General features: G+C 68.1%; 14 protein-coding genes. 9 read left to right on the forward strand and 5 right to left on the reverse strand.

Annotated features, from left to right (window positions below; translation table 11 throughout):
- Window positions 1-26 precede the first annotated feature (26 nt).
- A complete protein-coding gene (locus BLQ77_RS07430; protein ID WP_089957405.1) occupies window positions 27-929 on the reverse strand; it encodes an AEC family transporter in 903 nt (300 codons plus the stop codon).
- A gap of 137 nt (window positions 930-1,066) precedes the next feature.
- On the opposite strand from BLQ77_RS07430, the gene BLQ77_RS07435 reads away from it, so the two are divergent.
- Window positions 1,067-1,435: a VOC family protein gene (locus BLQ77_RS07435; RefSeq protein WP_008884012.1), complete on the forward strand. Its 369-nt coding sequence runs from the start codon at window positions 1,067-1,069 to the stop codon at window positions 1,433-1,435.
- 86 nt (window positions 1,436-1,521) lie between these two features.
- Window positions 1,522-2,127, forward strand: coding sequence for a hypothetical protein (locus BLQ77_RS07440; protein ID WP_008884642.1), 606 nt, complete (start codon window positions 1,522-1,524; stop codon window positions 2,125-2,127).
- Window positions 2,128-2,133: 6 nt separating this feature from the next.
- Here the strand turns inward: BLQ77_RS07440 and BLQ77_RS07445 are convergent, their stop codons facing one another.
- Window positions 2,134-2,973: an AAA family ATPase gene (locus tag BLQ77_RS07445; RefSeq protein WP_089957408.1), complete on the reverse strand. Its 840-nt coding sequence runs from the start codon at window positions 2,971-2,973 to the stop codon at window positions 2,134-2,136.
- 471 nt (window positions 2,974-3,444) lie between these two features.
- Between BLQ77_RS07445 and dksA the strand changes: the two genes are divergently transcribed.
- Window positions 3,445-3,867 carry an RNA polymerase-binding protein DksA gene (dksA, locus tag BLQ77_RS07450; protein WP_008886276.1) on the forward strand — a complete coding sequence of 141 codons (423 nt, stop codon included), beginning with the start codon at window positions 3,445-3,447 and terminating at the stop codon, window positions 3,865-3,867.
- Between the two features lie 117 nt (window positions 3,868-3,984).
- Window positions 3,985-5,160: an FAD-dependent monooxygenase gene (locus tag BLQ77_RS07455; RefSeq protein ID WP_089957412.1), complete on the forward strand. Its 1,176-nt coding sequence runs from the start codon at window positions 3,985-3,987 to the stop codon at window positions 5,158-5,160.
- Between the two features lie 11 nt (window positions 5,161-5,171).
- On the opposite strand, the gene BLQ77_RS07460 is transcribed toward BLQ77_RS07455, so the two are convergent.
- Window positions 5,172-5,624, reverse strand: coding sequence for a CreA family protein (locus tag BLQ77_RS07460; protein ID WP_008886284.1), 453 nt, complete (start codon window positions 5,622-5,624; stop codon window positions 5,172-5,174).
- A 23-nt stretch (window positions 5,625-5,647) separates the two neighbouring features.
- Window positions 5,648-6,118, reverse strand: coding sequence for a pyridoxamine 5'-phosphate oxidase family protein (locus tag BLQ77_RS07465; RefSeq protein ID WP_089957415.1), 471 nt, complete (start codon window positions 6,116-6,118; stop codon window positions 5,648-5,650).
- Window positions 6,119-6,256: 138 nt separating this feature from the next.
- On the opposite strand from BLQ77_RS07465, the gene BLQ77_RS07470 reads away from it, so the two are divergent.
- Both BLQ77_RS07470 and BLQ77_RS07475 read left to right on the forward strand, forming a co-directional pair.
- Window positions 6,257-7,420, forward strand: coding sequence for an isovaleryl-CoA dehydrogenase (locus BLQ77_RS07470; RefSeq protein WP_089957418.1), 1,164 nt, complete (start codon window positions 6,257-6,259; stop codon window positions 7,418-7,420).
- 79 nt (window positions 7,421-7,499) lie between these two features.
- Window positions 7,500-7,949, forward strand: a complete 450-nt coding sequence (locus BLQ77_RS07475; RefSeq protein ID WP_089957420.1) for a lysozyme inhibitor LprI family protein — start codon at window positions 7,500-7,502, stop codon at window positions 7,947-7,949.
- 14 nt (window positions 7,950-7,963) lie between these two features.
- On the opposite strand, the gene BLQ77_RS07480 is transcribed toward BLQ77_RS07475, so the two are convergent.
- Window positions 7,964-8,572 (reverse strand): OmpW/AlkL family protein, encoded by a 609-nt coding sequence (locus BLQ77_RS07480; RefSeq protein WP_008885975.1) that lies wholly within the window; start codon window positions 8,570-8,572, stop codon window positions 7,964-7,966.
- Between the two features lie 158 nt (window positions 8,573-8,730).
- Here BLQ77_RS07480 and BLQ77_RS07485 point away from each other — a divergent pair, with 158 nt between their 5' ends.
- Genes BLQ77_RS07485 through BLQ77_RS07495 form a run of 3 tightly spaced genes read left to right on the forward strand, consistent with a single transcriptional unit; the run spans window position 8,731 to window position 12,383 of the window.
- Window positions 8,731-10,341: an AMP-binding protein gene (locus BLQ77_RS07485; RefSeq protein ID WP_089957423.1), complete on the forward strand. Its 1,611-nt coding sequence runs from the start codon at window positions 8,731-8,733 to the stop codon at window positions 10,339-10,341.
- On the forward strand, window positions 10,338-11,942 hold the full coding sequence (locus tag BLQ77_RS07490) for a carboxyl transferase domain-containing protein (RefSeq protein ID WP_089957426.1): 1,605 nt from the start codon (window positions 10,338-10,340) through the stop codon (window positions 11,940-11,942). Before BLQ77_RS07485 ends, BLQ77_RS07490 begins: the two co-directional genes overlap by 4 nt.
- Window positions 11,943-11,963: 21 nt before the next feature.
- Window positions 11,964-12,383 carry an ASCH domain-containing protein gene (locus BLQ77_RS07495; RefSeq protein WP_089957429.1) on the forward strand — a complete coding sequence of 140 codons (420 nt, stop codon included), beginning with the start codon at window positions 11,964-11,966 and terminating at the stop codon, window positions 12,381-12,383.
- The last annotated feature ends 18 nt before the right edge of the window (window positions 12,384-12,401 follow it).

Genomic DNA, 12,401 nt, shown 5'->3' on the forward strand with positions numbered 1-12,401 from the left:
GCTCAGCCTCAGCTTCGGGCGCAGACTCAGGCCAGCCACGCCAGCGACAGCAGCGACAGCACCGAGGTCCAGATGATCACCGGCGCGATGGCATCGGTGCGCACCCCGTGCAGCAGCGCCAGCGCAAAGGCCATGGCGCCGGACGGCCCCGCCGCGGTCAGGGTAAAGAGGTCGTGCCAGCGCGCGCTGACCCCGGCGGCCGCCAAGGCCACGAAGACCAGCGCCGGGAAGACCACGAGCTTCAGCGCCGAGATCGCCGCCACCACCGGTGTCGGGCGCAGGTTCTGCTGCGACAGGATCACCCCGAGCGCGAACAGCGTCAGCGGTGCGGCTCCGGCGCCGGCGAACTCTGCCGCGGTCAGCATGGGGGCGGGGATCGGCAGGGCCGCGAGGTTCATCACCACCCCCGCCGCGATCGAGATCAGCACCGGGTTCGACGCGATCCGCCGCGCCGCGCTGCCGATCCCCGCCGAGGGCTGCACCATGAGATCGGTGCCCACGATGAAGATCGCGAAGACCACCGAGGCGTCCCAGGCCACGATGGCAGTCACCGGCAGCGCCGCCGCCTCGCCGTAGATCAGGAACGAGATCGGCCAGATGTAGAGCAGCGAATTCACGAAGACGACCGCCATGGCCAGCAGCCACGCCTCGGGCCGCTCGCGCCGGAACAGGCGGCGGGCCATCACGTAGGCCACGGTGAAGGCCACCAGCTCGCAGAGCGCGTAGAGCCCGACCGCCGTCATTTCGAACTCGGCGAAGGGCACCGAGGCCACCAGCGGGAAGATCAGCGCCGGTTGCAGCAGGAGGAAGGCGACACGGTTCACCGCGCCCGCCTCGACCCGCGAGAAGACGCCGCGCCAGCCCAGCATGTAGCCGAGCGCCAGCATCGAGAACACCGGCAGGATGTCGTGGGTGAGAATGTGAAGCATTTGGACCGGAATGGTATACCGGCGCACCCTGCGCGGGAACGGGGGCGGGGTCAAGCGGTGGGGGCGCCGCGCGCCACTGACGTTTTCTGTCAGGAGCCGCGGGTAGCCATGGGGCGTCAAGACACAGGAGATTTGCCATGACGACCCCGAACCTCATCCTGCTCTACGTGAGCGATCCGGCCCGCAGCGCGGCCTTCTACGCGGACCTGCTCGGCACCGAGCCCGAGGCGGTCTTTCCCAACTACGCGGCGCTGTCCTTCGGCAACGGGCTGAGCCTCGGGCTGTGGTCCACTGCCGCGCAGGACTTCGTCTCGGGCGGCGAGGGGCACCGCTCGGAGCTTGCCTTCATGGTGCCGAGCGACGCCGAGGTCGACCGGATGCACGACGACTGGGTCGCCCGCGGCGTGAGTGTCGAGCAGGCGCCCATGCAGGCGGCCTTCGGGCGCACCTTCGTGGCGCTCGACCCCGACGGCCACCGCATCCGCGTCTGCATGCCGGACCGCTGACGCTCGGCGCCGCCGATCTTGGAACACCTGCCGATGGCCTGCGTTGCCCCTGGGAACGCAGGCCAGACGGAAGGAGAGCGCCCACCATGTGGGACTGGATCGGATCGAACGCCTCGGCGCTGAACGTCGGGCTGAACGCGGCGATGCTGCTGATCTGGCTGGCCTACCTGCAGCTCTTCTTCGTCAGCTTCCGGCGCTCGAACCGCACGGTCATCCACATCGGCATGGCTTCCGAGAGCGGCGAGGACGCGCGCTGCCTCGTCACCAACATGGGCTCGGACACGGCCTACGTGCTGGCGGTGATGGTGGGGCTCGACGACGGCGACAGGACCCGCCTCGCGCCGGTGACCGACCGCGTGGAGGACGAGGACCCGATCGGCGGCGACTTCCGCGACAAGACCAACCAGGGACCCCTGCGCGGCGGCGAGGCGCTGGATATCGGCAGCCTGCGCAACATCGTCAGCCGCGCCGCCCACCAGATCGACGAGGACGTCTCGCTTGACGATTGCCGCGCGGTCGAGATCACCGTCGTGGTCGCGGAACAGCAGGCCCACCGGCTGGCGGGCGGACGCAAACGCTACGAGATCGACTGTTCCGGCGGGCGCATGCGGTTCCGGCCCGAGAACGTCCTGACCGACCAGATCCGCACCCGCCGGGACCGGCAGGCGCTGCTGTCGCGGATGAACGCCTGAGGCGGCCTAGCGCTGGCGGCGCGCCATGAAGGCCAGCCGCTCGAACAGGTGAACGTCCTGCTCGTTCTTCAGCAGCGCGCCGTGCAGACGGGGCAGGGCGTTGGCGGCGTCGCCCTTGAGGTCCTCTGCGTCGAGATCCTCGGCCAGCAGCAGCTTCAGCCAGTCGAGCACCTCCGAGGTCGAGGGCTTCTTCTTCAGCCCGGGCTGTTCGCGCAGCTCGTAGAACTGGGCGAGCGCCGCAGTCAGCAGCGCCGGCTTGATGCCGGGGTGGTGGACCTCGACGATGCGGCGCAGCGTGTCGTGGTCGGGGAAACGGATGTAGTGGAAGAAGCAGCGGCGCAGGAAGGCGTCGGGCAGCTCCTTCTCGTTGTTCGAGGTGATGATGACGATGGGCCGCTGCCGCGCCCGTACCGTCTCGCCGGTCTCGTAGACGTGGAATTCCATGCGGTCGAGCTCTTGCAGGAGGTCGTTCGGGAACTCGATGTCCGCCTTGTCGATCTCGTCGATCAGCAGGACCAGCTTGCCGTCGGCCTCGAAGGCTTGCCAGAGCTTGCCCTTGCGGATGTAGTTGGAGACGTCGTGCACGCGCTCGTCGCCGAGCTGGCTGTCGCGCAGCCGGCTGACCGCGTCGTATTCGTAAAGGCCCTGCTGGGCGCGGGTGGTGGACTTGATGTTCCACTCGAGCATCGGCAGCCCCAGCGCCTCAGCCACCTGGCGCGCGAGCTCGGTCTTGCCGGTGCCGGGCTCGCCCTTGACCAGCAGCGGCCGCTCCAGCGCGATCGCGGCGTTGACCGCCATGGTCAGGTCGTCGGTGGCGACGTAGGTGTCAGTGCCGTCAAAACGCATTGCAGCCTCCCTGCGGATCTCCACGACCCGGGATACGCAAGCCGCGCGGCTTCTGCAAGCAACGCCGCCGGTCCGCCGCCGTGCTGTGGCGTTCCGCACGGCCCGCGCCCGGAAAGCGGTCGCCGGGGCCGTGGAGGGGCCTGCGACTGCGCGGCTCCTGACCCAACGTCATGCGCGTATGGCGACAAATATGCATAAAATTTAATCATAATTATTACCCCTGTCCGGACCCGCTCGGGCCGTGGGAAATGCCGCCCTGTGCGGGCAAAAACCTCTGTGGTCTCGGGCGGATGACCCTGTTTCGCGGTGCTCTCATACCCTTGTCGCCGCGATGCCCAAAATTTGCCCGCACGCTCCTGCATTGTGTAGTGACAACGTGTTGGCCTTGGGATAATTGCAGCCTCGCAAGGGGTGCCGGGATCGTTGAGGGGTTAACCAGTGCGATGGGCCGGCTTTTCAGAGGGAGCAGAAATGAAGCCCGAAACCTTTCTTCCGGACGACTACCGTCCCGCCGAGGACGAGCCGTTCATGAACGAGCGTCAGCTCGAGTATTTCCGCCGCAAGTTGATTGCCTGGAGAAACGACATTCTTGCCGAGAGCCGTGACACCATCGAGGCCCTGCAGGAAGCGACCCGCAACATTCCCGACGTCACCGACCGCGCAAGCGAGGAGACCGACCGCGCCATCGAGCTGCGCACGCGCGACCGCCAGCGCAAGCTCGTCGCCAAGATCGACTCCGCGCTGCGTCGCATCGACGAAGGGGAATACGGCTACTGCGAAGTGACGGGCGAACCGATTTCGCTGAAGCGTCTCGACGCACGGCCGATCGCGACGATGAGCCTCGAGGCGCAGGAGCGTCACGAGCGTCGCGAGAAGGTGCATCGCGACGACTGAGCCCATGCCGGGGGTCTTCCCGGATCGGCAGTGACGACCAAAGCGCCGGGGCGTAGGCTCCGGCGCTTTGCTTTCCCGGCGAGGCCGGGGCGGACGGCGCGTAGGAGCGCGGACTCAATGGCTCTGAACGGCAGGCGGATCGTGGTCGCAGGTGGCGGTATCGGCGGTCTTGCGGCAGCACTGGCATTCCGGCAACGGGGCGCCGAGGTGCTGGTTCTCGAACAGGCGGAGGCGATCACCGAGGTCGGTGCCGGGATCCAGGTCAGCCCCAACGGGCTGCGGGTGATCGAGGCGCTGGGGCTGGCGCAAGGGCTGGCGGCCCGCGCCTGCAAGGCGCGCGCGGTGGTGCTGCGCGACGGGCTGAGCGGCGAGCAGGTGCTGCGGCTGGACCTCGGCCAGCTTCCCGAGGGGCAGGGCTACCAGTTCGTGCACCGTGCCGACCTCGTCGAGCTGCTGGCTGATGCCGCGCGCGAGGCCGGGGTGCGGATCCGGCTCCTGCAGAAGGTCCGTTCGGTGGTCCCCGGTCCGATGCCGTCGCTCGAGCTCTGCAACGGCGACAGCGTGGGCGGCGATCTCGTGGTGGGCGCGGACGGGCTGCATTCGGTGCTGCGCCAGGCGCTCAACGGCAGCGCCAGCGCTTTCTTCACCAAGCAGGTCGCGTGGCGCGCCATCGTCCCCAACACCTCCGCTCATCCGGCCGAGGCGCAGGTCCACATGGGGCCTGGGCGCCACATCGTCAGCTACCCGCTGCGCGACGGCAGCTCGGTGAACCTCGTGGCCGTGGAAGAGCGCAGCCACTGGGTCGACGAGGGCTGGGCGCAGGAGGATGCTCCCGAGAACCTGCGAGCGGCCTTCGCGGGCTTCGGCGGGCGGGTGCCAGAGATGCTGGCCTCGGTCGAGCGCGTCGGGCTCTGGGGGCTGTTCCGTCACCCGGTGGCGCGCAGCTGGCATGGCGAGGGCGTGGCGCTTCTGGGCGACGCCGCCCACCCGACGCTGCCCTTCATGGCGCAGGGGGCCAACATGGCGCTCGAGGATGCATGGACGCTGGCGGCCTGCCTCGCGGCCGACGCCGATCAGGCGCGGGCGCTCGAGCGTTACCAGTCGCGCCGTCGCAATCGCTGCGAGCGGATCGTCTCCGCGGCCAATGGCAATGCATGGAAGTACCACCTTCGCAACCCGCTGCTGCGCGGGGTCGCGCATCGCGGGCTGGGTCTCGCGGGGCGGTTGATGCCGCAGCGGATGCTGCAGCAGTTCGACTGGATATACGGCCACGACGTCACCGTCGCGGCCTGATCCGGCAGGATTCAGTCCGAGCCGTAGAGCGGCACGGTCGAGACCGCGAGCTTGGCGGAGCCGTCCACCAGCTCGCTCGCATGAACGAGGTAGATCAGCGTCTGGTTGGCCTCGTCGAAGATCCTCTTCACCCGCAAACTCTTGAGAACGATGGAGCGCGAGGCGCTGAACACATCCTCGCCGTCTTCCGACCTGTCGATGTCCCCGACCGTGATCGGCCCGGTCTGGCGACAGGCGATGGAAGCGTTCGACGGGTCCTCGAACCAGTTGCCCTTGGACAGCCGGTCGATGAGGCCACGGTCGAAATATGCGATGTGGCAGGTCACGCCCTCGACCTTGGGGTCGGCGACGGCCTCGATGATGATGTCGTTCCCGGTCCAGTCCACCCCGACCTCACCGACCTGCTCGGCCTGCGACATGAGGGGAACGCAGGCGAGCAGCGCGGCGAGGCGGGGCAGGGTCATCGGGCGAATCCTTTGGTCGTTGTTCAGAACACGACCCGACCATGATCGCCCACGTCGGGCGTGTCACCGGTCAGATTGGCCTTGGCGATCTGGTAGAGGAAGCTCGCGCCACCGTCACCGGCCCAGACCTCGGCCTCGTGCGGGGTGAATTTCACCAGCTGAACGGAGTTGTCGTCGCGGCCATCCTCGAACCAGGCGGCGGCGAAGGCGTTCCAGAGCTCGTCGAGCTTCTTGGAATCGTTCACCAAAGTTAGCGTGCCGAACACGTTGGCATAGAGGTGGGCGCGGGAATCAGCGACGTGGAACGACGCCTCGCCACCGCTTTTCGCGGCGCGTTCGGCGGCAGTGCCGCGCGCCGTGATGAACCAGATCGCGTTTTCGTCGGCATCGCCCTGCGGCGACATCGGCACCGGGCGTTCGCCGTCGGCGGCCAGCAGGCCGGCGCGCACATCCTTGAGCTGGCTCCAGAATTCGGACTTGAGATCCTTGGACATGGTGTCCTCCTTTGGGTTCTTCCTTGTGTCCCTCCTGAAACGCCGCGACCCGCCGACCTGTTCCTGCCTCTTGACGCAAGCGTGACCCTGAGCGTAGATATGAACAAGCGTTCAATAATCGTCGGAGGAGGGCGAGGAATGTTCAACGCGGTCATGCGTTACGACCTGGGAGAGGATGTGAACGCCCTGCGCGAGATGGTTCATCGCTGGGCGCAGGAGCGGGTCAGGCCGATGGCGGCCGAGGTCGACAGTTCGAATGCCTTTCCGAACGAGCTCTGGACCGAAATGGGCGAGCTGGGCCTTCTGGGCATCACCGTGCCCGAGGAATTCGGCGGTGCTGGCATGGGCTACCTTGCCCATGTGGTGGCGGTGGAAGAGATCGCCCGGGCTTCGGCCTCGGTGTCGCTGTCCTACGGCGCCCACTCGAACCTCTGCGTGAATCAGATCAAGCTGAACGGCACGCAGGAGCAGAAGGCCAAATACCTGCCGGGGCTGGTCTCGGGCCAGCACGTCGGCGCGCTCGCGATGTCCGAGGCCGGGGCAGGCTCGGACGTGGTGGGCATGAAGCTCCGCGCCGAGAAGAAGAACGACCGCTTCGTGCTGAACGGCAACAAGTACTGGATCACCAACGGACCCGACGCCGACACGCTGGTGGTCTACGCCAAGACCGACCCCGATGCGGGCAGCCGCGGCATCACCGCGTTCCTGATCGAGAAGTCGATGACCGGCTTCACGACCAGCCCGCATTTCGACAAGCTCGGGATGCGCGGGTCGAACACGGCGGAGCTGATCTTCGACGACGTGGAAGTGCCCTTCGAGAACATCCTCGGCGAAGAGGGCAAGGGCGTGCGCGTGCTGATGTCGGGCCTCGACTACGAGCGCGTGGTGCTCGCGGGGATCGGCACCGGCATCATGGCGGCCTGTCTCGACGAGATCATGCCCTACCTGACCGAGCGGAAGCAGTTCGGACAGGCGATCGGGTCGTTCCAGCTGATGCAGGGCAAGATTGCCGACATGTACACGGCGATGAATTCGGCCCGCGCCTATGTCTACGAGGTCGCCAAGGCCTGCGACCGCGGCGACGTGACCCGTCAGGACGCGGCGGCCTGCTGCCTCTATGCCTCCGAGCAGGCGATGGTGCAGGCGCACCAGGCGGTGCAGGCGATGGGTGGCGCGGGGTTCCTTGCGGATGCGCCCGTGGCACGTCTGTTCCGCGACGCAAAGCTCATGGAAATCGGCGCCGGCACCTCGGAAATCCGCCGGATGCTGATCGGCCGCGAACTCATGGCGGCGATGAGCTGAGCCATGCGGTTGGGGGAATCGCGGTGGCCTGCTAGGGTGGCGTCATTGTCACGACGTCATTTCGGAGCATGTCATTGCCATGAAGACCTTTGCGATCTGCCTTTGCCTGCTGGTGCCCGTCGCGGCGTCAGCGGCCTCCAGCGACGCGGCCAAGCTTCAGGGCTGCGTCGAATCCTCGGCCTCGGGGCCGCAATCGGGAGTGCTCGGCAAATGCGTCGGCATGTTCCAACCGAGCTGCAAGGACGACACGACGATCGGCATCGCCGAGTGCATCATGCGCGAGCAGCGTGGCTGGGACGAGTTGCTGAATGCGTGGTGGACGCCGATGAAGGCGCGGGCGCAGGCGAATGGCAGCTGGGACAGCCTGCTCGCCGCGCAGCGCCAGTGGATCAAGGACCGCGACGCGGAATGCGCCCGGCGCTACGAAGAGGCGGGCGGCGGCTCGATCCGGGTGATCTACGGGGCGGAATGCCAGCGCGACCTGACGGCCGCGCGGGCGGTGGAGTTCTTCTACAGCCTCAATCGCTGAGGCCCGGGGCGCGGTCAGAAGCGCAGGATGTAGGACACGCCGAAGACCCACGGGTCGACCTCGACGGTACCGATGTCATCGCCGTTCAGCTCGACATCGAGATCGATGTCGATGTAGCGGGCGTCGACGCGCAGCGCCGAGCGCTCGCTGATCGCGTAGTCCACGCCGAAGTGGCCCGACAGGCCCCAGCTGTCCTTGATGTCGAGACCCGAGATCTTCTGGTCCTCGAGCCCGAGGATGGTGGTGTAGTTCACACCGGCGCCGAAGAAGGGCGTGAAGGCGGTGTTGGTCGGCACGTGGTAGTTCAGCGTCACGGTCGGCGGCAGGTGCTTGACCTTCACGATGTCCGACCCGTTGGCCTTGACCTGGTGGGTGAAGGGCGTGGCGGCCAGCACTTCGATGCCAAGGTTGTCGGCGATGAAGTACTCGAAAGTCAGCGACAGCTGGGTGTTCTCACCGACATCCATGTCGAGCGCACCGCTGGCGAGGCTGCCATTGTCGTCAGAGGGGTTCACCCAGGCAAAGCCGATCCCCGCCGTCATGTCGCCCTTGGACTGAGCCAGCGCGCCGGTGGCGCAGACGGCCAGTACGGCCGCGGCGGAGACGAGTTTGGTCGTGTTCATCTTAGTCCCTTTCCAAATCGCACGTGGGGCCATTTGGGCGCTCGGGCAGATTCGCATGTTGATCTGAGTCAAGCTTGGAACTCAGGGACTTGGGCTGTTGCAAATCCATCATATGAGGAGTCTGGGGTGCATCTTGAACCGCGCGTGAGGGCCGCGTCATGAGCCTTTCGACGGAGGAGACCGCACGGCGCCGGACGCTGGCGGAGGGGGCAGGCTACGACGCGCTGCGCGAGGGGTTCCGCTGGCCCGAGGCAGCCCGGGTCAACATGGCCGAGCAGGTCTGCGACAGTTGGGCGGCGCGCGAACCCGGGCGCCCGGCGATCCTCGACATGCGCGCAGGCGGCGCGCCCGAGGTGGTGAGCTACGGTGCGCTCCAGGCGCTGTCGCGGCGGGTCGAGGCGTGGTTCCGCGGACAGGGCGTGGCGCGCGGCGACCGGGTGGGGGTGCTGCTGTCGCAATCGCCGCTCTGCGCCGCCGCCCATATCGCCGCGTGGCGCATGGGCGCGATCTCGGTGCCGCTTTTCAAGCTCTTCAAGCACGACGCGCTCGAGTCCCGTCTGGGCGACAGCGGCGCGCGGGTGGTGGTAAGCGACGACGAGGGGGCCGCGATGCTGGCGCCCTTCGGGCTTTCGGTGGTGACCGAAACCGGGCTGCCGCAGGACGGCGCAACCGAGCCTGCCGCCGACGCCGGCCCCGAGGATCCGGCGATCATCATCTACACCTCCGGCACCACCGGCAAACCCAAGGGCGCGCTGCACGGGCACCGGGTGCTGACGGGCCATCTGCCCGGCGTCGAAATGAGCCACGACCTGCTGGGCCAGCCGGGCGATGTGCTCTGGACCCCGGCGGACTGGGCGTGGATCGGCGGGCTCTTCGACGTGCTGATGCCAGGGCTCTATCTCGGCGTGCCGGTCGTGGCCGCTCGGATGCCCCGGTTCGAGACCTCCGAGTGCCTGAGGATCTGCCAGCAAGTATCTGTCCGCAATGTGTTTTTCCCCCCCACGGCGCTGCGCATGCTGAAGTCCGAGGGCGCCGAGCTGCCGGGCCTGCGCTCGGTCGCCTCGGGCGGCGAGCCGCTGGGGGCGGAGATGCTGGCCTGGGGTCGCAAGGCCTTCGGCGTCGAGATCAACGAGTTCTACGGCCAGACCGAGTGCAACATGGTGGCCTCGTCCTGCGGCGCGCTGTTCCCGGCCCGTCCGGGCTGCATCGGCAAGCCCGCCCCGGGCTTCCACATCGCGGTGATCGACGAGGACGGCAACGAGACCGACGGCGAGGGCGATGTGGCGATCCGGCGGGGCGCGGGTTCGATGCTGTTGGAATACTGGCAGAAACCGCAGGAAACCGCCGACAAGTTCCGGGGCGACTGGCTGGTGACCGGCGACCGGGGCACCTGGGAGGACGGCTACCTGCGCTTCGTCGGGCGCGAGGACGACGTCATCACCAGCGCCGGCTACCGCATCGGCCCGACCGAGATCGAGGACTGCCTGATGACCCATCCGGCGGTGGCCACGGTGGGCGTTGTGGGCAAGCCCTGTCCGCTGCGCACCGAGCTGGTAAAGGCCTACGTCGTGCTCCGCCCGGACGTCGAGGTCCGCGCGTCCGAGCTTCAGGCCTGGGTCAAGGAGCGGCTGGCAACCTATTCCTATCCAAGGGAAATCGCGTTTCTCGACGCGCTGCCGATGACGGTCACCGGCAAGGTGATCCGCAAGGAACTTAAGGCCATCGCGGCCGCGGAACGGACGGCCGAGGCGGCCGGGGAGGTTTCATGAAACTGGCATCCACAGCAATCCCGTCCTCGGAGGGCTTCCGCGCCAACCGCGACGCCCATCTGGCGGCGCTCGAGGTGGTGCGCGAGGCGGCGGAACTGGCCGCCGCGGGCGGCGGCGCCAAGGCCCGCGACCGGCATCTGTCGCGGGGCAAGATGCTGCCCCGGGACCGGGTGGCGAACCTGCTCGACCCGGGCTCGCCCTTCCTCGAGATCGGCGCCACTGCGGCGCATGACATGTACGGCGGCGCGGCCCCCTGCGCGGGCGTGATCGCGGGCATCGGCCGGGTCTCGGGACAGGAGGTCATGGTGGTCTGCAACGACGCCACCGTGAAAGGCGGCACCTACTACCCGCTCTCGGTCAAGAAGCACCTCCGGGCGCAGGAGATCGCCGAGGAGAACCGGCTGCCCTGCGTCTACCTCGTGGACAGCGGCGGGGCCAACCTGCCGAACCAGGACGAGGTCTTCCCCGACCGCGACCACTTCGGCCGGATCTTCTACAATCAGGCCCGGATGAGCGCCAAGAACATCCCGCAGATCGCGGTGGTGATGGGCTCGTGCACCGCGGGCGGCGCCTATGTGCCCGCCATGTCGGACGTGACCATCATCGTGAAGGAGCAGGGCACGATCTTCCTTGCCGGCCCGCCGCTGGTGAAGGCCGCGACGGGCGAAGTGGTCTCGGCCGAGGACCTCGGCGGCGGCGACGTGCACACCCGGCTCTCGGGGGTGGCGGACTACCTCGCCGAGGACGACGCCCACGCGCTGGCGCTGGCACGCCGCGCCGTGGCCGGGCTCAACCGGGTGAAAACCCCGGGCGTGGCGATGCAGTCGCCCGAGGCGCCCGCCTACGATCCCGACGAGATCCTGGGCGTGGTGCCGGGCGACCTGCGCACCCCCTATGACATCCGCGAGGTCATCGCCCGCGTGGTGGACGGCTCGCGCTTCGACGAGTTCAAGCCGCGCTACGGCGAGACGCTGGTCACGGGCTTCGCCCATGTCGAGGGCATGCCGGTGGGCATCGTCGCCAACAACGGCGTGCTGTTCTCGGAGGCGGCGCAGAAGGGCGCGCATTTCGTCGAGCTCTGCTCGCAGCGCGGTGTGCCGCTGGTCTTTCTGCAGAACATCACCGGCTTCATGGTCGGGCGGAAATACGAAAACGAAGGCATTGCGCGCCACGGCGCCAAGATGGTGACCGCGGTGGCGACCACCAACGTGCCCAAGATCACCATGCTGGTGGGCGGCTCCTTCGGGGCCGGCAACTACGGCATGGCGGGGCGGGCCTACCAGCCGCGCTTCCTGTGGACCTGGCCCAACAGCCGGATCTCGGTGATGGGCGGCGAGCAGGCGGCGGGCGTGCTCGCCACCGTGAAGCGCGACGCCATCGAGCGCGCCGGCGGGGCATGGTCGGCCGAGGAGGAGACCGAGTTCAAGCGGCCCACCATCGAGATGTTCGAGCGCCAGTCGCACCCGCTCTATGCCTCGGCGCGGCTGTGGGACGACGGCATCGTCGACCCGCGCAAGACACGCGCGGTGCTGGCGCTGTCGCTCTCGGCCACGCTCAACGCGCCCATCGAGGAGACCCGCTTTGGCGTGTTCCGGATGTAATGTTGGCATCGGGGCGGGGCGATGACCGTGGCGCTGCAGGCGGCGCTGGCCCGCTGGCCGGGCGCGCAGAGCTACCGGCCGGGGGATTCGGCCGCGCTCAACGCCGAGATCCTCGCGCTGATGCGGTCGGGGCGGAAGCGGGCGAGCTGCGAGGCCTGGGCGGCGTTCGACGAGGGCCACGAGGCGCTGCCGGTGGTGGGGCGCGTGGACATCGTGCTCGACTGGGACGGTGCGCCCGCGCTGGCGACACGGACGCTCGAAGTGCTGCGGGTGCCGTTCGCGGAGATGACCGGGGAGATGGCGGCGGAGCAGGGCGAGTTCACCGATCTCGCCCACTGGCGGCGTGGCTACGAGGCGTATCTCACCCGCTCGGGGCGGTTCGCGCCGGACGTTGCGATGATGCTGGAGCGCTTCGAGGTGGTGGAGGATCTGGCGGGATGACGGATGTTGCATGGGGGG

Origin of the sequence: Salipiger thiooxidans (assembly GCF_900102075.1) — a bacterium.
In the GTDB taxonomy this organism is placed as follows: domain Bacteria; phylum Pseudomonadota; class Alphaproteobacteria; order Rhodobacterales; family Rhodobacteraceae; genus Salipiger; species Salipiger thiooxidans.

What these genes read in the sequence shown, in the direction of transcription:
- BLQ77_RS07460 (WP_008886284.1), bottom strand. Translation starts at nt 5,624, where the DNA reads ATGACCCTGCCCCGCCTCGCCGCGCTGCTCGCCTGCGTTCCCCTCATG.
- BLQ77_RS07495 (WP_089957429.1), top strand. Translation starts at nt 11,964, where the DNA reads ATGACCGTGGCGCTGCAGGCGGCGCTGGCCCGCTGGCCGGGCGCGCAG.
- BLQ77_RS07430 (WP_089957405.1), bottom strand. Translation starts at nt 929, where the DNA reads ATGCTTCACATTCTCACCCACGACATCCTGCCGGTGTTCTCGATGCTG.
- BLQ77_RS07445 (WP_089957408.1), bottom strand. Translation starts at nt 2,973, where the DNA reads ATGCGTTTTGACGGCACTGACACCTACGTCGCCACCGACGACCTGACC.
- BLQ77_RS07440 (WP_008884642.1), top strand. Translation starts at nt 1,522, where the DNA reads ATGTGGGACTGGATCGGATCGAACGCCTCGGCGCTGAACGTCGGGCTG.
- BLQ77_RS07485 (WP_089957423.1), top strand. Translation starts at nt 8,731, where the DNA reads ATGAGCCTTTCGACGGAGGAGACCGCACGGCGCCGGACGCTGGCGGAG.
- BLQ77_RS07490 (WP_089957426.1), top strand. Translation starts at nt 10,338, where the DNA reads ATGAAACTGGCATCCACAGCAATCCCGTCCTCGGAGGGCTTCCGCGCC.
- BLQ77_RS07470 (WP_089957418.1), top strand. Translation starts at nt 6,257, where the DNA reads ATGTTCAACGCGGTCATGCGTTACGACCTGGGAGAGGATGTGAACGCC.
- BLQ77_RS07435 (WP_008884012.1), top strand. Translation starts at nt 1,067, where the DNA reads ATGACGACCCCGAACCTCATCCTGCTCTACGTGAGCGATCCGGCCCGC.
- dksA (WP_008886276.1), top strand. Translation starts at nt 3,445, where the DNA reads ATGAAGCCCGAAACCTTTCTTCCGGACGACTACCGTCCCGCCGAGGAC.
- BLQ77_RS07475 (WP_089957420.1), top strand. Translation starts at nt 7,500, where the DNA reads ATGAAGACCTTTGCGATCTGCCTTTGCCTGCTGGTGCCCGTCGCGGCG.
- BLQ77_RS07480 (WP_008885975.1), bottom strand. Translation starts at nt 8,572, where the DNA reads ATGAACACGACCAAACTCGTCTCCGCCGCGGCCGTACTGGCCGTCTGC.
- BLQ77_RS07465 (WP_089957415.1), bottom strand. Translation starts at nt 6,118, where the DNA reads ATGTCCAAGGATCTCAAGTCCGAATTCTGGAGCCAGCTCAAGGATGTG.
- BLQ77_RS07455 (WP_089957412.1), top strand. Translation starts at nt 3,985, where the DNA reads ATGGCTCTGAACGGCAGGCGGATCGTGGTCGCAGGTGGCGGTATCGGC.